The sequence below is a fragment of the Acidimicrobiales bacterium genome, assembly GCA_041394185.1.
In the GTDB taxonomy this organism is placed as follows: Bacteria; Actinomycetota; Acidimicrobiia; order Acidimicrobiales; family Poriferisodalaceae; genus JAAETH01.
The window spans coordinates 148803-168351 of sequence record JAWKIQ010000004.1 but is presented as its reverse complement, the minus strand read 5'-3'; the positions used below and the strand labels follow the sequence as shown (position 1 = coordinate 168351).

Annotated in this window: 22 protein-coding genes; 5 read left to right on the top strand and 17 right to left on the bottom strand. The window is 66.6% G+C overall.

The genetic code is table 11. The features are described from left to right. Positions 1-723, bottom strand: coding sequence for a polyprenyl diphosphate synthase (gene uppS / locus R2770_18720; protein MEZ5282498.1), 723 nt, complete (start codon positions 721-723; stop codon positions 1-3). A gap of 91 nt (positions 724-814) precedes the next feature. On the opposite strand from uppS, the gene R2770_18715 reads away from it, so the two are divergent. After that, positions 815-2740, top strand: a complete 1926-nt coding sequence (locus R2770_18715) for an ATP-dependent DNA helicase (protein ID MEZ5282497.1) — start codon at positions 815-817, stop codon at positions 2738-2740. Between the two features lie 8 nt (positions 2741-2748). After that, positions 2749-3432 (top strand): glycerol-3-phosphate acyltransferase, encoded by a 684-nt coding sequence (locus R2770_18710; protein MEZ5282496.1) that lies wholly within the window; start codon positions 2749-2751, stop codon positions 3430-3432. Here R2770_18710 and era read toward each other — a convergent pair. The 4 genes from era to R2770_18690 are packed head-to-tail and all read right to left on the bottom strand — an operon-like array spanning position 3429 to position 7139. Continuing rightward, positions 3429-4295, bottom strand: a complete 867-nt coding sequence (gene era, locus R2770_18705) for a GTPase Era (protein ID MEZ5282495.1) — start codon at positions 4293-4295, stop codon at positions 3429-3431. The two genes, R2770_18710 and era, sit on opposite strands and share 4 nt — an antisense overlap. Then, on the bottom strand, positions 4292-5584 hold the full coding sequence (locus tag R2770_18700; protein MEZ5282494.1) for a hemolysin family protein: 1293 nt from the start codon (positions 5582-5584) through the stop codon (positions 4292-4294). Before R2770_18700 ends, era begins: the two co-directional genes overlap by 4 nt. Further along, on the bottom strand, positions 5581-6177 hold the full coding sequence (gene ybeY, locus R2770_18695; GenBank protein ID MEZ5282493.1) for an rRNA maturation RNase YbeY: 597 nt from the start codon (positions 6175-6177) through the stop codon (positions 5581-5583). Before ybeY ends, R2770_18700 begins: the two co-directional genes overlap by 4 nt. Then, positions 6174-7139: a PhoH family protein gene (locus tag R2770_18690; protein ID MEZ5282492.1), complete on the bottom strand. Its 966-nt coding sequence runs from the start codon at positions 7137-7139 to the stop codon at positions 6174-6176. The genes ybeY and R2770_18690 overlap by 4 nt, the downstream gene beginning before the upstream one ends. 112 nt (positions 7140-7251) lie before the next feature. On the opposite strand from R2770_18690, the gene R2770_18685 reads away from it, so the two are divergent. Then, positions 7252-7773: a hypothetical protein gene (locus tag R2770_18685; GenBank protein ID MEZ5282491.1), complete on the top strand. Its 522-nt coding sequence runs from the start codon at positions 7252-7254 to the stop codon at positions 7771-7773. Here the strand turns inward: R2770_18685 and R2770_18680 are convergent. After that, the gene (locus tag R2770_18680; protein ID MEZ5282490.1) at positions 7754-9559 is read right to left on the bottom strand and encodes a prolyl oligopeptidase family serine peptidase; all 1806 of its coding nucleotides are present in this window, start codon (positions 9557-9559) and stop codon (positions 7754-7756) included. The two genes, R2770_18685 and R2770_18680, sit on opposite strands and share 20 nt — an antisense overlap. Continuing rightward, the gene (locus R2770_18675) at positions 9454-9846 is read right to left on the bottom strand and encodes a hypothetical protein (GenBank protein MEZ5282489.1); all 393 of its coding nucleotides are present in this window, start codon (positions 9844-9846) and stop codon (positions 9454-9456) included. The genes R2770_18680 and R2770_18675 overlap by 106 nt, the downstream gene beginning before the upstream one ends. A gap of 26 nt (positions 9847-9872) precedes the next feature. Here R2770_18675 and R2770_18670 point away from each other — a divergent pair, with 26 nt between their 5' ends. Further along, positions 9873-10340, top strand: coding sequence for a PaaI family thioesterase (locus tag R2770_18670; protein ID MEZ5282488.1), 468 nt, complete (start codon positions 9873-9875; stop codon positions 10338-10340). Here R2770_18670 and R2770_18665 read toward each other — a convergent pair. The 6 genes from R2770_18665 to R2770_18640 all read right to left on the bottom strand — a co-directional run bounded on the left by R2770_18665 (position 10318) and on the right by R2770_18640 (position 14526). After that, positions 10318-10647, bottom strand: coding sequence for a glutaredoxin domain-containing protein (locus tag R2770_18665; protein MEZ5282487.1), 330 nt, complete (start codon positions 10645-10647; stop codon positions 10318-10320). The genes R2770_18670 and R2770_18665 overlap by 23 nt on opposite strands. Positions 10648-10689: 42 nt before the next feature. After that, positions 10690-11457 carry a cytochrome c biogenesis protein CcdA gene (locus tag R2770_18660; GenBank protein ID MEZ5282486.1) on the bottom strand — a complete coding sequence of 256 codons (768 nt, stop codon included), beginning with the start codon at positions 11455-11457 and terminating at the stop codon, positions 10690-10692. An 81-nt stretch (positions 11458-11538) separates the two neighbouring features. Next, positions 11539-12471, bottom strand: coding sequence for an oxygenase MpaB family protein (locus R2770_18655; protein ID MEZ5282485.1), 933 nt, complete (start codon positions 12469-12471; stop codon positions 11539-11541). Between the two features lie 4 nt (positions 12472-12475). Next, the gene (locus R2770_18650; protein MEZ5282484.1) at positions 12476-12745 is read right to left on the bottom strand and encodes a DUF3039 domain-containing protein; all 270 of its coding nucleotides are present in this window, start codon (positions 12743-12745) and stop codon (positions 12476-12478) included. 21 nt (positions 12746-12766) lie between these two features. Further along, the gene (locus tag R2770_18645) at positions 12767-13576 is read right to left on the bottom strand and encodes an ABC transporter permease (GenBank protein ID MEZ5282483.1); all 810 of its coding nucleotides are present in this window, start codon (positions 13574-13576) and stop codon (positions 12767-12769) included. Then, positions 13573-14526, bottom strand: coding sequence for an ATP-binding cassette domain-containing protein (locus R2770_18640; protein ID MEZ5282482.1), 954 nt, complete (start codon positions 14524-14526; stop codon positions 13573-13575). Before R2770_18640 ends, R2770_18645 begins: the two co-directional genes overlap by 4 nt. Before the next feature lie 89 nt (positions 14527-14615). Between R2770_18640 and R2770_18635 the strand changes: the two genes are divergently transcribed. Next, positions 14616-16358: a 4-alpha-glucanotransferase gene (locus R2770_18635; protein MEZ5282481.1), complete on the top strand. Its 1743-nt coding sequence runs from the start codon at positions 14616-14618 to the stop codon at positions 16356-16358. Between the two features lie 15 nt (positions 16359-16373). Here R2770_18635 and R2770_18630 read toward each other — a convergent pair whose 3' ends face one another. From R2770_18630 to R2770_18615, 4 genes are read right to left on the bottom strand one after another with little or no spacing between them, the layout of a single operon-like run. Next, positions 16374-16964, bottom strand: coding sequence for a hypothetical protein (locus R2770_18630; protein ID MEZ5282480.1), 591 nt, complete (start codon positions 16962-16964; stop codon positions 16374-16376). Then, positions 16965-18062: a hypothetical protein gene (locus R2770_18625; protein ID MEZ5282479.1), complete on the bottom strand. Its 1098-nt coding sequence runs from the start codon at positions 18060-18062 to the stop codon at positions 16965-16967. It abuts the gene before it with no gap. Positions 18063-18069: 7 nt separating this feature from the next. After that, positions 18070-18885: a hypothetical protein gene (locus R2770_18620; protein ID MEZ5282478.1), complete on the bottom strand. Its 816-nt coding sequence runs from the start codon at positions 18883-18885 to the stop codon at positions 18070-18072. Continuing rightward, positions 18882-19511, bottom strand: a complete 630-nt coding sequence (locus R2770_18615) for a hypothetical protein (GenBank protein ID MEZ5282477.1) — start codon at positions 19509-19511, stop codon at positions 18882-18884. The genes R2770_18620 and R2770_18615 overlap by 4 nt, the downstream gene beginning before the upstream one ends. Positions 19512-19549: the final 38 nt, after the last annotated feature.

Genomic DNA, 19549 nt, shown 5'->3' with positions numbered 1-19549 from the left:
TCAGTCCTCGTTGACGCCGCCGAAGCGACGTTCGCGCCGCTGGAACTCGATGATTGCGTCGCGCAGGTTCTCGCGCCGAAAGTCGGGCCACAGGGTGTCGGTGAAGACCAGCTCGCTGTATGCGATCTCCCACAGCAAGAAGTTGGAGATGCGGAACTCGCCCGACGTGCGGATCATCAGATCTACGTCGGGCATCTCGGGGTCGTAGAAGTACTGGCGCAGCTTCTTTTCGCTGACATCGTCTGGCGACACCCCGTCGGCCATCATCGCCTTCATCGCGTCGATGATCTCGGCCCGACCGCCATAGTTGAACGCCATCGTCAGGGTCATGCGACGGTTGTTCTTGGTGAGCTCGATCGACTCGTCCTGGCGCTTGATGAGGCGTTTGGGAACCCGCCAGTTGCGCCGCCCGGCAAAGCGGATACGCACGCCCAGATCGTTCAGCTCTTCTGACCGTTCGATCAGCAGCTTCTGGTTGAAGTTCATGAGGAAACGAACCTCGTCGGCGCTGCGCTTCCAGTTCTCGGTCGAGAACGCGTACACCGTCAGCCACTCGACACCCAGGTCGAGTGCGCCATAGACGGTGTCCCAGAGGGCGTGCTCGCCCGCAGCGTGGCCGTCGGTTCGTTTGAGACCCTGACGGGTGGCCCACCGGCCGTTGCCATCCATGACGGCGGCAACGTGGCGGGGCACACGGTCTAGGTCGACACCGGAGAGATCCATCAGCTGCGACGCTACCGGATCGCGGCGCCGTCGACGGGATGGTCGCAACGCTTGGGCGTTCGGTCGCGCGGCTAGCGTGCCTACGGTGGAGATGACCGACGAGCTGACAACGGACGCTGCCGAAGCGCTCGAACTGGTCGTCTCCAACCTGGCCGCAGGCGAGGTTCGCGACGGCCAGCGCAACATGACCGTCGCCGTTTCCCGAGCCATCGAGTCGCAACGCCATCTGATCGCACAAGCAGGCACCGGCACCGGCAAATCGCTGGCGTACCTGGTACCGGCCATCCGCAGCGGCAAGAAGGTCGTGGTGGCCACCGCCACCAAGGCCCTACAAGACCAGCTTGCGGGCAAGGACCTGCCGTTCTTGTCCGAACACATGGACGAACCGCTGGTGTGGTCGGTTTTGAAGGGCCGTTCGAACTATCTGTGCAAGCAGCGCCTCGACGAGATGGAGCGCGACGGCGAGCAGCTAGAACTGGACGACGGACGCGCCGCCGGCGGCTCCGGGCTGCAGATAAGACGCATCGTCAAATGGTCGAACGAGACCACGACGGGCGACCGCGCCGAACTCGACTTCGAGCCCCTGCCCCGCGTCTGGAGCGCCGTGTCGGTGGGCCCTATGGAGTGCCCGGGCAAGTCGAAGTGCCCCCGGGGCGACGACTGCTTCAGCGAACGAGCCCGCGAAGCCGCCCACGCGTCGAGCGTCATCGTGGTGAACCTGCACCTCTACGGCCTGAACCTGGCAAGCGGCGGCTACATCCTGCCCGCTCACGATGTGGTCGTGATCGACGAGGCCCACCAGTTCGAGGACGTGTTGTCGTCGGCCGCCGGCCTCGACTTCGGCGCTGGTCGCTTTGCCTCGTTGGCCCGCAACTCGCGAGCCGTCGTGGGTGACGACCTGTCCAGGAAGCTCGCAGACCTGGGCGGCAAGCTGGCCGACCTTCTGGGCACCAGGGTCGGCGACCGGCTCCGCAGCATCGACGACGACCTGATGAACCAACTCAACGTGGCGTTCGAGACGGCCAACCAGGTGATTCAGGCCGCTCGGTCGAACAAGGACGACCAACACAAGGCGGCGCGCGAACGCATCCTGATTCAGGGAGGCCACTTCGTCGCCGACCTCGACATGATCCGCAACCTCCCCAAGACCCACGTGGCCTGGATCGAAGGGCCAGGCCACAACCCGAGCCTGCGCCTGGCCCCCATCGACGTCGCAGAGTTCCTCGACACCACCCTGTGGAACCCCGAGCCCCCAGAACGACAAGACGACCGCGAGCCTCCCAAACCGCCCACGGTGATACTGACGAGCGCCACCCTCGACAACGAGCTCGACACGCGGCTGGGGCTGGAGCCCGACAGCTTCGACCGCATCGATGTGGGCAGCCCTTTCGACTACGAGCACCAGAGCATGCTGTATTGCGCGATGGACCTGCCACGGCCGACGGCTCCGAACTGGCTCGACGCAATCTCCGACGAACTGGTGACCCTGATCGAGGCTGCCGGAGGCCGCACGCTGGCGCTGTTCACCAGCTGGAAGGCGATGGACCACGTCGCCGCCCGCCTTGCAGACGAGGTCGAGTATCGCGTGATGACACAACGCGACCTGCCCAAACCCGCGCTGGTGCGCGAGTTCATGGCAGACGAAACCTCGGTGTTGTGCGCCACCATGGGCTTTTGGCAAGGCGTCGACATCCCTGGCGCCGCTCTGCGCCTGGTGGCCATCGACCGGTTGCCGTTCCCCCGACCCGACGACCCGCTGTTGGAGGCGCGTCGCGAGAAGGCGGGCCCCGCGGCCTTTGGCACCATCGACCTGCCGCGCACCGCCACCATGCTGGCCCAGGGCGCCGGGCGCCTGATCCGCACGGCCAACGACCGCGGTGTTGTGGCGGTTCTCGACCAGCGGCTCGGCACCGCCCGCTATCGGTGGGACCTTGTCAAAGCACTGCCGCCCATGAAACGCACCCGCCATCGGTCGGATGTGGTCGAGTTCCTGCGCTCGTTGGATCAGCCCCGATGATCGGGGCGGTGACGGTTCGCACCGTCGCGATGGTGGCCGGGCCGCTGGTGGGCCTGGGCTATCTGGTGGGCACCATTCCGTGGCGGATCCTGTACAGACGGATGCAGCTGAAGCGCGACTTCACCCTCGATCGTGTGTTGAACGCCAGGCGGGCCCACGGTCGTGACGACGAGATACCCGCCGTGCTGGCCGAGGCGGCCACTCCCCTGCTGGCAGCGGTGGCCGTGCAGTGGTGGATACAAACCATCGCACCGGGGGGACGCGGGGTGTTCGAGAGCTCGTCGGCCATAGCTCTGCACTCGAACCAGGCGCTGGCGGTTTGGGACTCGACCGCGCTGTGGTTTGGTGCCGCAGCCGTGTTCGGTCACATAGCCCCGGTTTGGAACCGGTTTAGAGGGGGCACAGGCGTGCCGCCCGCCATGGGGTTGGCGGTGTGGTTCGCCCCCTGGGTGTTCGTCACCAGCGTCGGCGGCTATCTGCTGGCCCTGGCAATCGTGCGCCAACGGGGCCCTGCAATAGCCACGGGTCTGGTCGTCGGGCTCACCTGGTCGTGGGCCGGCTGGGTGTGGGAGCTCGACCCGGCATGGGGTGTGCTGCACGGCCCCGAGCTGACCCTGTGGTGCTCGGTGATGGTCGCGCTGCTCGCCCCTCGGGTGTTGAACGCACCCGAGTACTCGAGCCACTCGGCCTAGAAGTCGTCGTCGAACAGGCCCTGGCTGGGGTCCAGCAGGCGCCCGACCATGTCGGCACGCCGCTGCCAGTCTTTCTCGACCCGCACGGCCAGCTCGATGAATGCGCCCTCTGGCAGCTGTTCGCGAACGGCGATGCCGACCTCTTTCAGCACCTGGCCACCCTTGCCGATGACCATTCCCTTCTGACTGTCGCGCTCTACCAGGATCTCGCAGCGGATGTGGGGCCAATCCCACTCGACGACCCGCGTTGCGATCGAGTACGGAAGCTCGGCGCGGAAGCGGCGCATGAGCTGCTCGCGAACCAGTTCGGCGACATGGAAGGCCTCGGGCACGTCGGTGACCATGTCTTCGGGGAAGTACTGAGGGCCCTCTGGCATGCGTCCGACGAGATGTTCGACCAGTGCGTCAACACCTTCACCCGTGCGCCCCGACACCGGAAACCACTCGGATGCCGGCAAACCCGAGGTGGCCGTCAGCTGATCGACGACCTGCTGGCGCGACGCCCGGTCGACCTTGGTGATGACGACGATGAACCCATCGGGCAGCTTGTCGGCGACGTAACGGTCGCCCTTGCCGAACGGGGCCATACCGTCGACCACCAGCACCGATGCGTCGACATCGTCGAGGGCACCACCCGCGGTCTGGTTGAGGTGTTCGCCCAGAGCGCTGACCGGCTTGTGTATGCCGGGTGTGTCGACGAACACCAGCTGGGCGTCGGGGCGATGCAGAACCCCCATCACCCGAATGCGGGTGGTCTGGGGTTTGTTGGAGACAATGCTGACCTTTTGACCCAGGATCTTGTTGAGCAAGGTCGACTTGCCGGCGTTGGGCCTGCCGACCAGGGCCACGAATCCTGATCTCACGGCGCCGCCTCGAACTCGCCCATGCCCGACTCGACCTGGGTTGCAGGGTCGGGGCGAACCTCGACCGTGTCGATGCGCCGCTGATCCACCCTGAGGGCCGTGAACACGTGGCCGCTGGATGCGACGGAGTCGCCCTCCTCTGGCACCCGACCCAGCAGATCGAGCATCAGGCCACCCACGGTGTCCCATTCGCCGTCTGGCAGGTCGTCGCCTATGAAGTCGGCGAGGTCGTCGATGTGAACCCTGCCGCTGACCCGGTATGCGCCGTCGCCCAACTCTTCGATGAGCGGAACCTCGTCGTCGTATTCGTCGACGATCTCACCGACCAGTTCTTCGATGATGTCTTCGAGGGTTATCAATCCGGCGATGCCGCCGTATTCGTCGACCACGATGCACATGTGCATACGTTCGGCCTGCATCTCTCGCATGAGCTCGCCGGCCCTCTTGCTCTCGGGAACGAACCTCATCGGACGCACCACACCGACGGCTTGCAGAGGCGAGTCGATGCGGCCCGACAGCAGCACCCGCATGAGGTCTTTGGCGAGCACGACACCTGCTATGTCGTCGACGGCCTCGCCGGCCACGGGCACCCGGGTGAAACCGTGGTCGAGCACCAGGCGAACCGCGTCGCGCACGGTGGAGCCGTGCGGCAACGTGACCATGTCGGGGCGGGGAACCATGACCTCGCGTGCGATCGTGTCGCCCAGCTCGATTATCGACTCGATGATCTCGGCCTCGTCGTCGTCGATGACGTCGCTGGCCGCCGCCGCTTCGGTCAGCGCCAGCAGTTCGTCCTCGCCCACCTCGGGGTCGTCGATCTGCGCCGACTTGGGAACCAGCAGCTTGACCACCGCCAGCAACGGTCGGCACAACACCACCAGCAGAGGGAAAGCGGCCAGGGCAGCGGCAGGCCTGGCGAGCGCGCGAGCCACTCGGTCGTTGTTGTCGATGGCCCACCGGTGCGGGGTCGACTCGACCAGCACGAACCCGATGCCCGCAAACGCCAGCGCGGCTACAACACCACCGGTGGGGCCCATGCGGTCGGTGAGCACGACGGTCAGCATGGCCACGATGCCCGCCTGAGACGACAGTCGCAGCAATGCGGCGGGTCCCACCACCCGTGATCGGTCGGCAACCAGCACCGTAAGGCGATTCTCGGCACCGTCGACCTCGTCGAGGCCCGCGGCTCGCGCCCGGCTGAGACGGGTGAAGGTGACTTCGATCAGGCGCATGACCCCCGCGATCAGCAGCAAGGCTGCGATGGCCAACGACACCAACAACAGGTTCATCGGCTATCACCGCCGGAGCGCTGGGCGAAGCCGTCAAGCAGCCTGCGCTCGGCCGCCTTCATGACCGCCTCTTCGCCGGGCTCGGCGTGATCGTGACCCAGAACGTGCAAGATGCCATGCACCACCAACAGGTCGATCTCGGCCCGGGTCGAGCCGTCGTGGTGGGGATAGGACCCCTTGTTGCCGGCGGCGTTGGACGATGCGACGGTTGGGCACACGACCACGTCACCCAACAACCGCGGGCCGGGCATGGCCACCGGGTCTCGGGTAGCCGGGCGGCGGCTGCCGCCGTCGGGCGATCGACCCACCTGACCCAGATCGTCGTCGATGGGGAACGCCAACACGTCGGTGGGGCCCGATTTGCCCATGTGGGTCTGGTTCAGGTCTGCCATCACCGGCTCGTCCACGAACAACAGTGCGAACTCGACATCGCCTGTGACGCCCTCGGTTTCGAGCACATATCGGCTGAGCGCCCCGTAATGGTCGACCGGTATGTCGACCTCAGACTGCTCGTCGGCAACGAACACTTCGAGCGATCCAGGGCGCCCTGCACGCTGGGGCCCAGACCTGAAACTCGGTGGCTCGACCGTCACGAGCCGCTCCGTTGGGCCGATCGGGTCGAGTCTCGTTCGTAGGCATCGACGATGTCTTGCACGATGCGGTGCCTGACGATGTCGCGGCGCGACAGATAACAGAACCCGATGCCGTCGATTTCGCCCAGGATCTTGTCGATGTCGCGCAAGCCGCTGCGACCCCCGGGGACGTCGGTCTGGGTGACGTCGCCGGTGACGACGGCCTTGGAACCGAAGCCGACACGGGTGAGAAACATCTTCATCTGCTCGGGTGTGGTGTTCTGGGCCTCGTCGAGAATGATGAAGCTGTCGTTCAGCGTGCGACCGCGCATGAAGGCCAGCGGGGCGACCTCTACGGTCGAGCGGTCGAACAACTTCTCGGCGGTTTCGGCGTCGAACATGTCGTGCAAGGCGTCGTAGAGGGGCCTCAGGTACGGGTCGACCTTGGCCATCAGGTCACCGGGGAGAAAGCCCAAACGCTCGCCCGCCTCGACCGCCGGCCGGGTCAGCACGATGCGCTTGACCTGCTTGGCCAACAGCGCCTCGACAGCGAGGGCGACCGCCAGCCACGTCTTGCCGGTGCCCGCCGGGCCGATGCCGAACGTGATGATGTTGGCCCGGATGGCTTCCGCGTAGGCCTTCTGCCCGGCGCTCTTGGGGCGCACCGTGCGCCCGCTGGGGGCGCGAAGAATGGTCGAGCCGAACACCTGCGAAGGACGTTCGTCGGCGCGAACCATGTCGATGGTGCGCCTGACGACCTCTTCGTCGACACCGTTGCCCTGCTCGAGCAGCAGCACGAGCTCTTCGAAGACGCTGCTGGCCCTGTCACCATCCTCGCCCTCGATGCTGATCTCGTTGCCGCGAACATGAATCGACGCGTGCGGATGAGCGTCGCGGACCAGCTGCAGAAGCTCGTCGTGCTGGCCGAGCAACGGCGTCATCAGATGGTTACCCGGAACCCTTATCTTGACGAGGTTTGGCACACGACTCCTGTTGCGAGCGAACTGATCAAAGGCTAGTGCCACCGAGATCGGCAGGGAACTCAAATGTTGCCCAGGCGGGCCAACCGGGTCGTGTGGCGTACCCTCGGTTGTCGTGCCAGACCACGATCCGGAACGCTGGCTCGCAGAGATGCGGGCCGGATCAGACGCCATGGCCCGCAGGCGCCAGCGCTGGCTGGAAGAACAGGCCGCCGAAGCCGCCACCCTGCGCGGGCTCCTGCACGACCTGGCCGAAAGCGAAGAGGTGGTTGCCATCGAGACCACCGGGTCGGGCACACATCACGGCCGGCTTCGTGGGGTGGGAGTCGACGTTGCGGTGCTGGCGAACCCCCAGGGACACGGCCTGGTGTTGCTGGCGACCGACGATATCGAGTTGGTACGTACCGCCAAGCCTCACCTGGCCAGCGACCGCGGACCTACGTTCGACGTGACCCTGCAGGAGCTGCTGATCGATCAGATGGCCGAACGCGCCGAGGTGACGGTGGTGACGCGGTCGAGGGGCAGACATCGCGGCACCCTGAGGTCGGTCGGCCTCGACTTCGTCACGGTGTGGCGTGGTGCGAACGAGCCGGCCGTGCAGATCGCCAGCTCGGCGATCATCGCAGTGCTTCTCTGAGGAACTCGAGCTGCAACAACAGCAGGTTCTCGGCGACGACCTCTTGTGGCGTCATGTGTGACACACCAGACAGTGGCAACACCGTGTGCGGGCGGCCGGCCGCCAGCAGGTGACCGCTGAGCTGCAGCGTGTGGGCCGACACCACGTTGTCGTCTGCGAGGCCGTGTATCAGCATCAGCGGCCGGGTCAGCTTGTGGGCGTCGGCCATCAGCGAGGTGCCCGAATAGTGCTCGGGATAGGCGTCGGGGTGGCCCAGGTAGCGCTCGGTGTAGTGGGTGTCGTACAGACGCCAGTCGGTCACAGGGGCTCCGGCGACCGCGGCATGGAACACATCGGGCCTGCGCATCACCGCAAGGGCCGCCAGGTAACCACCAAACGACCATCCCCTGATGGCGACACGTTGCAGATCGAGTGCGCCCGGGTATCGCTCGGCGACGGCATGGAGCGCATCGACCTGGTCTTCCAGGACCGGCGCCGCGAGGTCGCCCCACACGGCGCGTTCGAACGAACTGGTGCGCCCCGGCGTGCCCCTGCCGTCGGTCACCACAACCACGAAGCCCTGATCGGCGAACCACTGCGAGGTCGTGAAGAGGGCATGGTTGTGTTGCACCCTCTGGGCGTGGGGCCCGCCGTATGGATCGAGCAGCACGGGCAGCGCAGCGGCTTCGGCCGGATCGACACCGTTGGGGAACAACACCGCTGTCGCCAGCTGCCTGGTTCCGGCGCGCAGAATCGTGACGGAAGGATTCAGCACCGGGGTCTCGGACAGATCGGCGATGCCGTACACCGCCGGACCGGACCGAACCTCGACCTTCAGGCCGGGCCGCTCGAGCGAGCGGCTGGTGACCACCATCGTGGCTCCGCCGAGATGCGCCGAGTGGACACCGGGTTCGACCGTGAGCTGCTCGAGGCCCGCCCGGGTCCACCGATACACGTGCACTTCGGTGGGGTCGGCAGACGCGGTGAACACGATGCCGCCCAGGAATTCGCCGACGACCGAGCGCACCCACAAGCCCGTGCCGCTGACCGCCTGGCCGTCGACCACGAGCTGGCGGGTGTCGTCGACCTCTGCGACGGTGACCATCGCTCCGGCGATCCACGAAGGCGACCCGGGGACCAGTTCGACCCACGTCGGGTCTTCGATCTCGGCGACCGTGGCCACCGCACCCGTCTGGGGATCGATTGACAACACCACGGTGCGGCGCTGGTCGCGCGGCTGCACCACAGCGAACAGACCGTGCTGATTCCACACCACGTCGGCCAGGTACTCCCACGGCGACCCGTCGCCCGCCAGGGTCAGGTCGACGTCGACCCGACCTCCGTCGAGATCGAATACGGCCAGCGTCACCTCGGCGTTGGCGGTGCCGGCGGCCGGGTAGGGCATGGAGCGCGGTTCGACGCCGGGGTTGGTCGGGTCGGCGAGGTGCCAGGTGTCGACGGGCGCCAGGTCGACGCGCGTCGCAACCAGATGCAAGCTGTCGGGCGCCCACCAGAACCCACGGGTGCGGCCCATCTCCTCGCCCGCTACGAACTCGGCGCTGCCCCACGACACCGTCGGTTGGTCTTCGCCCACGACCAGGGCGTCGCTCCGCTCGGCGCCGACCACCCTCAGCGCCGGGCCGTCGACATAGGCCACGACCGACCCGTCGGGTGAGATGCGGGCATCAAAGGCCGAGCCCTCTATCTCCAGCCCGTCGACAGCGCCGGTGGTCGCGTCGGCGACGAAGGGCACGCCTCCCAGCACGAACGAGGCCTTCTGCCCCGCCTGATCGAGCGTGTAGGCCACCACTCCCCGGCCTGCTCGCGGCGCTCGCGCCTGGCGCGTTCGGCTGCGGTGAGGTTCGAATCGTCGATGTCGAGCGAGCCCGGGTCGACCAGCAGGGTCTGCTGACCGGTGGCTGCGTCGAGCACCCACAGACAGGTCTGAGGGTCGTCGCCGCCCTTGGAACGACAGAAGAACACTCGGCGACCGTCGGAACTGACGTCGAAGCTGCGCGGTGCTCCGAGGGTGAAGCGGCGGGTGCGGGCGTGCTGGCGCGGGAAGGTCTCGCTTGTTGGTGCGGTCTTGCTCACAGGTGGGACGGTATCGTCCTCAGACCATGGCCTGGTCAGACATTCCTCCTGCAGATCACTTTGCCGAGTTGTCAGAGGAACAGCTTCAGCGCTGGTCGCGGTTCGGCGATACCGAGCGCACCCACCTGATGAAGCACCTGTCGATCAGTCTCGCCGAGGTTCGCAACGGATATTGCCGGCTGGTGATGCCGCTGCGCCCCGAACATCTGAACCTGCCCGGAGTGCTTCACGGCGGCACGGTGAGCGCTCTGCTGGACACAGTGGTGGTGCCTGCGGTGGCGGCGGCCTATGACCAACCGGTACCCATGGTCACCGTAGACATGCACGTGTCGTTCGTCGGATCGGTGCGCGACCAAGACGTCGAGGCGATCGGCTGGGTCACGCGCCGAGGCAGAAGTGTGGTGTTCTGCCGGGCCGCTGTTCAGACCACGGACGGCAAACGGGTTGCCGACGCGACCGTGATCTACAAGGTCAGCCTCCCAGAAGGCGATTGACGGCTCGGCCGACCGGGCCGGGCTGCGGTGGTTCGTAGCCCTCGGGAACAGCCTCGGGGTGCTCCTGGGCCAACAACTGCATGACCTCGGCGGCGGTGGGGTTCACCACCACCTTCGAACCAACCCTCACCGTCGGCACGGTCTCGTTGCCGTTGGCGTGCTGGCGGACGAAGGCCGCGGCCTCGGGGTCATCCCAGATGTTGTGGCGGCTGATCGGCAGGTCGCCGACCTTGCCCAGGCCCCGCTCGAGAGCCATGCAGAATCCACAGCCGGGCCGCCAGTACAGGTCGATCGGTGTTTCGGACATCAGTTTCTCCTCGCCAACGTTTGGCGCACAACCAACGAGTGTCTAGCCCAGCTCGATGAGGCGGTCGAGGCCGACAGCGTCCATCAGCCGGGTCAGCTCGGCGGTGAGCCAGGGTAGGCGATTCAGCATCAACACCACCCCGAATGCCCCCAGCAACACGGCAGAGCCGATGACGATGTAGGTGAAGTGGCGCTTGACCCAGGCGAAGGCACCGGTCAGCTTGCCGAACGCCAGGCCGGTGGCCAGGAACGGCACTCCCAAACCCATCGAATAGGCAAACAGCAGGGTTGCGCCCTGGGTGGCGCGACCCGAGCTCGCGGCCACTCCGAGGATCGAAGCCAACACCGGCCCGATGCACGGTGTCCAGCCGAATCCGAACGCGGCTCCGGCGATGGCGGGAGCCCCCCGGCCGAACTTGCCGAGCTGCGGGTGGAAACGGGCCTCCTGATAAAGCCACGGAGCCTTCAAGAAGATCGACCCCACCATGAACAGCGCCATCAGCACCATCAGGGCGCCAGACAGGCGCGTCAGAACCACCTGGTTGTCGAACAAGAAGTTGCCAACCGAGCTGGCCGACAGGCCAAGCAACACGAACACGGCCGTAAAGCCGCCGACGAACATGCCGGTATCACGGCTGATGGCCAGGGTGTGCTTTCGACCGCCCTCGCGCAACTCGGCCGCGGACAGCCCCGTGACTATCGAGATGTACCCGGGAACTATCGGCAGCACGCACGGAGACAGGAACGAGATGATTCCCGCGCCGAAAGCCACCAGATAGGAGAAGAACGTGACGGTTTCGAAGTCGCTCATGACATCGCCAGACAACCCGCTAGAGCCACCACGACTTCCCGAGAACCCCGATTTCAGAGTTCGTTCACAACTCGCCGTGGGTCAGCCGGCGGCATCCGTGGCCCCGGCGCGGCGCAATGCGGCCTCGACCACCGGGCTCGGGCCCAGCGCCCAACCCAGCACCGCTGTGCACAGCTCGCCCGCAGGCACCACCAAGGCCTTGTCGATCGAAGGGGTCTCGGGCAGCCACAACATCTTGCGCAGCCGCATGGGCATGGTCGACACCGCGGCCGCCGCCAACACGGCATAGGCCGGGCGGATTCGCGACGGCACCGGCGGCCACATCAAGAACCGAATGGCAGACCTGGCTTGAGGACCGGCCTCGAGCTGCGAGTCGACCGACTTGTAGTAGGCGGCGATGTCTGCGACCGAGCGGGGAACCTCTTTGGCTCCCATGGCCAACCCCAGTTGGGCCATCTCGTCGACATACCGATCGGCCTGCTCGGGCGACAGCTGTGTGGTGCCGAACCGCTGCACCGAGGTCAAGAAGCTGTCTACCTCGGTGACGTGCACCCAGGTCACCAGATCGGGGTCTGATGCCGAATAGGGCCTGCCGCCAGGGGCCACGCCCTTGACCCTCTTGTGGATCGCCTTGACGTTGCGGATCGCACGCTGGGCTTGGGCGGTTCCGCCGTAGGAGGTGATGGTGACGTATTGAGCGGTGCGATGAAGCCGACCCCAAGGGTCGCTTCGATAGTTCGAGTGCTCGGCAACTCCCGCCATGGCCAGCGGGTGCGTCGTTTGCATCAGCAGCGACCGGATGCCTCCGATCAGCATCGCCGGGTCGGCGTGTACCTGCCAGGCCACCGAATCTGGGCCAAACAGGCCCGGATCGCCTGGCGGCTCGCTGAAGGGGGCCAGGTCGACTTCGTCTGGTGACGAACTGTGTCCGCCGCTGAGCACGTTTCGGACCGAGGCGCCGATGCGGTCGCGGATCAGTTCGAGTCCCGGGGTGTTGCCTGAGATCGGTGCCAACTGGCTAGAGCCCCATCTTGGCCCGCAACTCGTAGATCTTCTTGCAGTCGGGGCAGACCGGATAGTTCTCGGGGACGCGCGATGGCACCCACTTCTTGCCGCACAGCGCGGTGCACGGCTCGCCTGTGACCATGGCCTTGGTTATCTCGGATTTGGGCACGTAGTGGGCGAATCGGTCGTGGTCGCCCGGCTCGTCGAGGTGATGCTCGGTGTCGTGCTCGATCGTCGTGGTGGTGCCGGTCTCGAGTTCGGTTGCCGCCCTGAACGTCTGCATGGTCTACAGGCTAGAGGGCGTTCAGCCGGTGCGGGTTCGGGCGGCCAGCGCCCGGAAAGCCATCGTGAACGTCACCAGACCCAGCCCGACGGTGGCGGCAAAGGCCTGCCCGATCGAGCTCCAGTCCCAGCCGTCGGTGAGCAGGCTGCGAAGCCCGCCGAGCAGGTATGTCACCGGGTTGTAGTCGGCTATGGCGGCCAGCCAGCCTGTCATCGCTTCCTGGGGCACGAACGACGTGGTGAGGAAGGCGAACGGGAAGAACAGGATGAACGACGAGTTGACGGCAGCGGGGTTGCCGGTGCGCAGGGCGACCGTGTAGGGGAACCCGGTGAAGGCCAGGCCCCACAGCGATGCGATGACCATGAACACCAGATAGCCGGCAATGCCGGTGGCAAAGCTCACGCCGGCGACGAACCCCAGCAAGGTCACTCCGAAGGCAAGGCCCGCGACCAGCACGACGTCGGCCACCATGAGGCCCAACAGCAACGCCGAACGCCTGACCGGTGTTATCAACAACCGATCGAGGTAGCCGGATTCGATGTCGACGACCAGCGTCGAGGCCCGCGACACACCGGTGACCGCGAACACGATGGCCACCGGCAGCTGGAACGCCTTGTAGTCGACGCCGGGAATCTGCTCGGCGACATCTTGCAGGGCACCTACGTTGACGATGAAGAAGAACACCGGAACGATCAGCGCAGGCACGATGAACTCGGGTTCGCGGCCCAGCGAGCGAACAGCTCGCCGAGCCACCGTGGCAACGTCCCACAGGAACGACGAAGGCCTGGCGAGGGTGGCCGAATCGGTATCGGACGCAGTGTTGGGGTTCATCGGGCTGGCTCCTCGCCGGGCTCGAGGTGGTGGCCGGTCTTGGCCAAGAACACGTCGTCGAGGGTCGGCGTGCGCACCGACAAGGTGCCGACCTCGACCTGGGCGCCGTTGAGCGCAACTACCAGCGGGCCGACCAGGCTGGAGCCGTCCGCGGTGGTGACCGTCAATGTTTCGCCGTCGAGGCGAACCGACTCGACTCCGCGAACGGCCGAGGCCGTGGAGCTGGCCAGCTCTCCCCTGTCGCCGACGTGGACGGTGACCAGGTCGTTGCCCACCGACCGCTTGAGCGCGCCAGGGGTTCCCTCGGCGACCAGGACCCCGCCGTCGATGATGCCCACCCGATCGGCGAGGGCGTCTGCCTCCTCGAGGTACTGGGTGGTCAGGAACACCGTCATGCCCAACTCGTTGCGAAGCCGCTCGACCTCTTGCCACACCCGGGCACGGCTGACGGGGTCGAGGCCGGTGGTGGGCTCGTCGAGGAACAGCACCTGAGGGTCGTGCACCAACGACGCGGCCAGGTCCAACCGCCGCTTCATGCCACCCGAGTACTCCTTGACGAAGCGGTCCATGGCGTCGCCGATGTCGACGAAGTCGATGACCTCGGCGACCCGGCGCTGCAGAACCGAACCCCGTAGGCCGTACAGGCGGGCCGACAGCTCGATGACCTCGCGCCCGGTCTGTTTCTCGTCGATGGCCGACTCTTGCAGAGCCACACCGATGCGCAGCCGGACCTGGTCGGCCTGGGACGCGACGTCGTAGCCGGCGACACTGGCCCGACCCTCGGTTATGGCCAACAGGGTGCACAACATGCGCACGGTGGTCGACTTGCCCGCGCCGTTGGGGCCCAGGAAGCCGTAGATCTCGCCCTTGTCGACGGCAAGGCTGACCCCGCCCACAGCGGTGAACTCGCCAAACCTACGCACGAGCCCGCTGACCTCGATCGCTTTCATGGCGGGCACACTAGCGATGGGCTGTGACAGCGCGTCGGGGCCCGACCCCCAATTGGGTAGCAACACCGCCATCGCCTACCGTTTCGGTCGTGGCGCCGGTAGACCCCTCAAGCGCTCTCGGCAAACTGGCGACAGCGTCGGGACTACAGATCGGCGGCACCGCGCCGGGCGGCGGCTGCCCGGCAATTGCAGCCCCCGAAGAAGACATAGTCCGCGCCGTTCTCGAAGACCTGCTCGACCACCCGCTCAACACCGACACCGACATCGCAGACGCCCTGGTTCACGAGCTGCAACAGTCGGCGATCGAACCGGTGATCGTCGCATGGGACGGAAGGTTCGAACCGATCGCTGTCGGCCCCGCGCTGCAGGGCGCCATCCTGGTGACCGAGGTCGGCAACTCGCTCGCCGCGGACGTCTCGGACGGCACGGTGTGTTTCCAGGCGCCGCTACCCATGGGCGTTCACACGCTCAGCATCGGCATCTCGGGCCGCGAGCACCTGACCATGGTGATCTCGACTCCGCGTCAAGTGCCATCCCCGACCCGACGGTTCTGGGGGGTTTTCGCCTCGGCCTTCGCTCTCAGGGGGGCAGACGATCACGGAGTCGGCAACTTCACCGCTCTTCGCCAACTGGCCGATTCGGTTCACGAGCTGGGTGGCGAGTTCGTCGCCACGCTGCCGTTGCTGCCCGTGTTCCTCGACACACCTCAAGAGATCGTTCCCTTCGCCCCCGTCACACGCGTGGGCTGGAACATGCTGAACATAGACCTCGCCCTGGCACCCGGCGCCGAGGCCATCGCCGACGTCGTGGTCGACCCGCCCGAACGCACACCCAGGCTGGTCGACTATCCCGACGTCGCCCAGCGGTTCCGCAGTTCGCTGATCGCCTACTCGCGGGTCGTGCGCGACCACCCCGCACTGCGCGCCCAGCTCGACCGGTTCCTGGTGTCGAATCCGCGCATCATGCAGTACGCCCGCTTCAGATCACTGGGCGAAACCATGTCGCGCGACTGGCGCAGGTGGCCAGCACCGTGGCGCCAGGGCGACCTGTCGAGCGCCCCCGTCGACCCCGACATCGAGCTCGCTCATCAGGTCGGGCAGTGGCTGGCGTTCACCCAGATCGAGTCGCTCATCGACACCATGCGCGATAGGGGCCAACGGCTTCAGCTCGAGATAACCATGGGCGTGCACTCGATGGGGTTCGACGTGTGGTCGGACCAGAGGCTGTACATGAATCGCACCAGGGTGTTCGAGCCACCCGACGGCACTGCGGCCGGCAGCGACTGGGGCCACCCCGCGGCACGCCCACAGCGCAGTCGGCGGCGCGCCCACCACAGTTTCCACGAGGCGATCAGGCATCACGCTCAGGGCGGGTTCATCCGAATAGACCAGACCTCGGCGCTGTGGCGCACCTGGTGTGTGCCAGACGGCGCAGACCCCGACCAGGGGGTGTACGTGAACCAGGCATCCGAGGAGCAATTGGCGCTGGTGTGTCTGGAGGCCAACCGTGTCGGTGCCTTCGTGACCGGCGGCAACCTGTCGAGCGCCCCCGACTTCGTCAGGCAGAGGGTGAAGGCCGCAGGCGTCCTCGACCCCTTGCTGGACGCCCGCACCGACATGACCCGCCGCAACCACAACGAACAGTTATCGCGCGCGGCCGGACACGCAGCCCTGATACACCTCGACGAATTGCTGGCCGACTATGGGCCCCGCCCGCTGGAATCCGACGGCGACCACCGGTTCAGGGTGCGTCACCCCAGAGGGTTCAACGCCAGCCTCGACGACGAACGGGTGCGGCGCTGGGTGGAAGACTTCGCTCGCAGCTGGGCCTAGCCGCGCCTCGATCTCCTATTCGAGCGCCGCTTGGGTGTTGTCACAGGCGAACTCCAGCACCGGAACCAAGTCGGTTGCAACACCGGGCGGACCCGTTACCAAGCACCAGATCATCTCGCTGGAGCCGCTGACCCAGCGGGCCATGCCGGCCACCACAAGCTGGTCGTCAGAAGCCACCACGAAACGCCGTCCCGGCTCGAGATCGTCGATGTCCAACCGGGTTGGGTCGAGGTCCTCGGCCGCGAGCCGCTCGGAGATGAAACCGTCGGCCGCGTTGATCCACTGGGCGTCGCTGCGAGCGGTGCACGGCTCGGGACAAACTCGGGTTACCTGCCAACGGGCTTCGCTGGCGCTGTCTTCGAACAGGTCGGATCGTTCGTCGTAGACCCAGCCCTCAGGAGCGAAGGTGGTCATCTGGTTCAGTTCGACGGAGCCGATGACCACATCGATCTCTTCGGGCTCGGCGGCGGGGTCCAGCGACAGGGGCACCGCGTCGGTGGTCGACGTCGACGCAGTTTCGGGCGAATCAGAAGAGCAACCCGCCAGACCGGCTGCGACCGCCAGCACTGTGACCAGCGCTGTGGCCATGATCTTGCGACTCGACACTCAGTCCTCGCCGACCATCTCGAGGAACCGATGCACCGCGTCGCGCACGGCCCGCGAGGCGGTGCCCAAGGCCTCGGCCGAGGTCGAGTTCGCCGGAACATCGCCCGGGGTGTGAAACCAGTGGCTATGCCCGGCGAACGACAACACCGGCGATTGGGTGTAGTTGCGCCACGTGCCACCCTCGCCCAGCCAAGGTCGCGGGTCGTACGTGCTGACGAAGCCGGCGGGCTCGACCAGATCGTCCAGATGCAGGGCTTCGATGGTGTGGGCCGCGCGCCGACGGGCAAACCTTCGACCGCCAGATCCATCGGGTTCCAGCGACGCCACCGACGCCCCCAGGTGAATCACCGGACCGGCGGGCACCGTTCCAAGTTCGGAGGCATCGTCGAGCCACACGACCAGGCCGGTGTGAGCCAGTTCGTGGCCCGAGCATGCGACGACCGTGACCCGGTGGTCGGCCGACAGGCTCTCGACGAGGTCGAGTGCAACCGCAATACCCGTGCCGCGCTCGCCCGCGCACTGATACCAACCCGACAGTGGTGTGGTCACCACGACCGGCCGGCCGTCGGCCGGACCGAGCACCGCGGACGAAGCTTCACAGATGCCGGGCACCAACTGAGCCTCGAAGCCCAGCACGGCTCCGTCGAGCTCGGATGCGCGATCGGCGGGCACCACCACCGCCGCAGGGCCGGTGCAGTCGGCGATGGGCCGGTTGGGCATGCGCACCATGTCGGCCGGGCTGTCTATGGCGACCACGACGGGTACAGACGGGTCACCACCGAGCGCCTGATCCAGAGCGTGCGGGTTGCCCACGGCGTTCGAGGTCACTTCTGCGACCGCGAAATCGCGGGTCTCGAAACTGCCCAGCGCCGAGTAGTAGACCGGTTCGCACGCGATGGGTTCTCCTGCGGCCGAGGTCAGCCGGGCCGACGCATCGAAGCGGTCGAACACCACGTTGCGCCGTTCGCAGGTCGCTCCTATGGCCTCGAGTTGTTCGAAGAACCAGCCGCAGGCGGCGAGGTCGGGCGCGGTGCCCGTGCGGTGGTCGCCAAAGGCCGAGTATTCCTCGACCAGGCGGAACATACGATCGTTATCCATCCAGCGATCAGACCACGAAAACTATGAACAAGGCCAGCAGCACCACCGCGACGACAGCGGCCGCCCACCAAGGCGTTCCCTTCGTCTCGATCACCGGGGCTGACCCGGTGAGGTCGTCGACGGCGGCTCGGCCGTCGAAGTCGGCCACCGACCCGATGGATCGTCGGGTGGTCACGGGCGGGTCCGGCACACCGGGATCGACCACGACCGGGGCGCCGGGCACGTCGTAGACCTCGGCGTCGAGAACCCCATCGTGACCCTGCGGCGCGCCGATGTCGATGGCTCCGTCGGGCGCATCGCCGAACATCGTGTCAATGATCGAATCGGCCTTGGCCTCGTCGTTGTAGTGAACCAGCAGATTGCCCTGGCGATCCAACGCCCATCGGACACCCGAGCTGTCGAAGGCCCTCAACAGCCCATGCACATCCTCGAGGTCGTCGAAATCGTCGAGGTCGTACACCGGACCACCGGTGGCAGCCACCTCGGCGATGGACAGGTCGTCGCCGTCGATGCCCAGCACCTCGAACAGGTGGCTGGGGGCCGCCTCGGCCTGGCTCTGGGTCACCGCCACATGCAGGCCCACCTCTACGTTGGCCTGGTCGGCCTGCTCGGGTGGCACGACGACATGGATCAACTCCTCGGCCGCGACGTCGGCCGACTCGTCCTGGGCGCGTTCGCGCACCATCCTGACGTCGAGATCCAGCTCCTCGAGCCGTTTGGCGACCTCGATGGCCTGGGAGTGCCCGCCGGCGCTTGCGGGCGCGGTGAACACCACCGCCCACTGCTGTTCGGGTTGTAGGGCAGGGTCGGGCGGGGCGGTCATTCGAACAATCCCACCAGTCTGGCCAGCGGCAGCACGAAGCCGGCGAACCAAACGGCCACCGTCGCCAGCAATGCCAACGCGCCGAGCCGTCTCATGGGGGTGGCCCACGCACGCGACCGGAACGCTCGAACGCTGCCGGCGTCGGTGTCCACCCCATCGAGTACCTCGCTGGCGCGCTGGCGTTCGGAGCGGTGTACCAGAACGTCGACCGTTCGGTCGTAGGCCAGGTGCCTGCCCATCGTCGTAGTGGGGTCGTAGCGCAGGCGTGAGTCGATCCCGTCGGCCTTCAGGCGGGCCCTGATCAGCTCGCCCTGTACGAGGTCGCCGGCCGAATACACGACCTCGAGCTCGGACGGGTCAACCCATTCGGCCCGAGGCGTGTCGTCTGACGCTTCGACCTCGTAGCCCGCCCCCACCAACTCTTCGAACATCCAACGGGCCCTGGCGCGGTCGTTGTAATGCACCAACAGCTGGTCTGCGGCAACGACGTGCCGCACACCCGCCATGTCGAACTCGTGCAGAACCAGCGACGCCAGGTCGGCGGCGGCGGGACCCAGGTCGAAGACCGGGCCGCCGGTGGCTGCCAACTCGGCCGCCCGGAGTTCGAGCTCATCAGACCCAGACACGCAGGCGATCATACCGGGGGCACGTCGCCGGGGGGCCG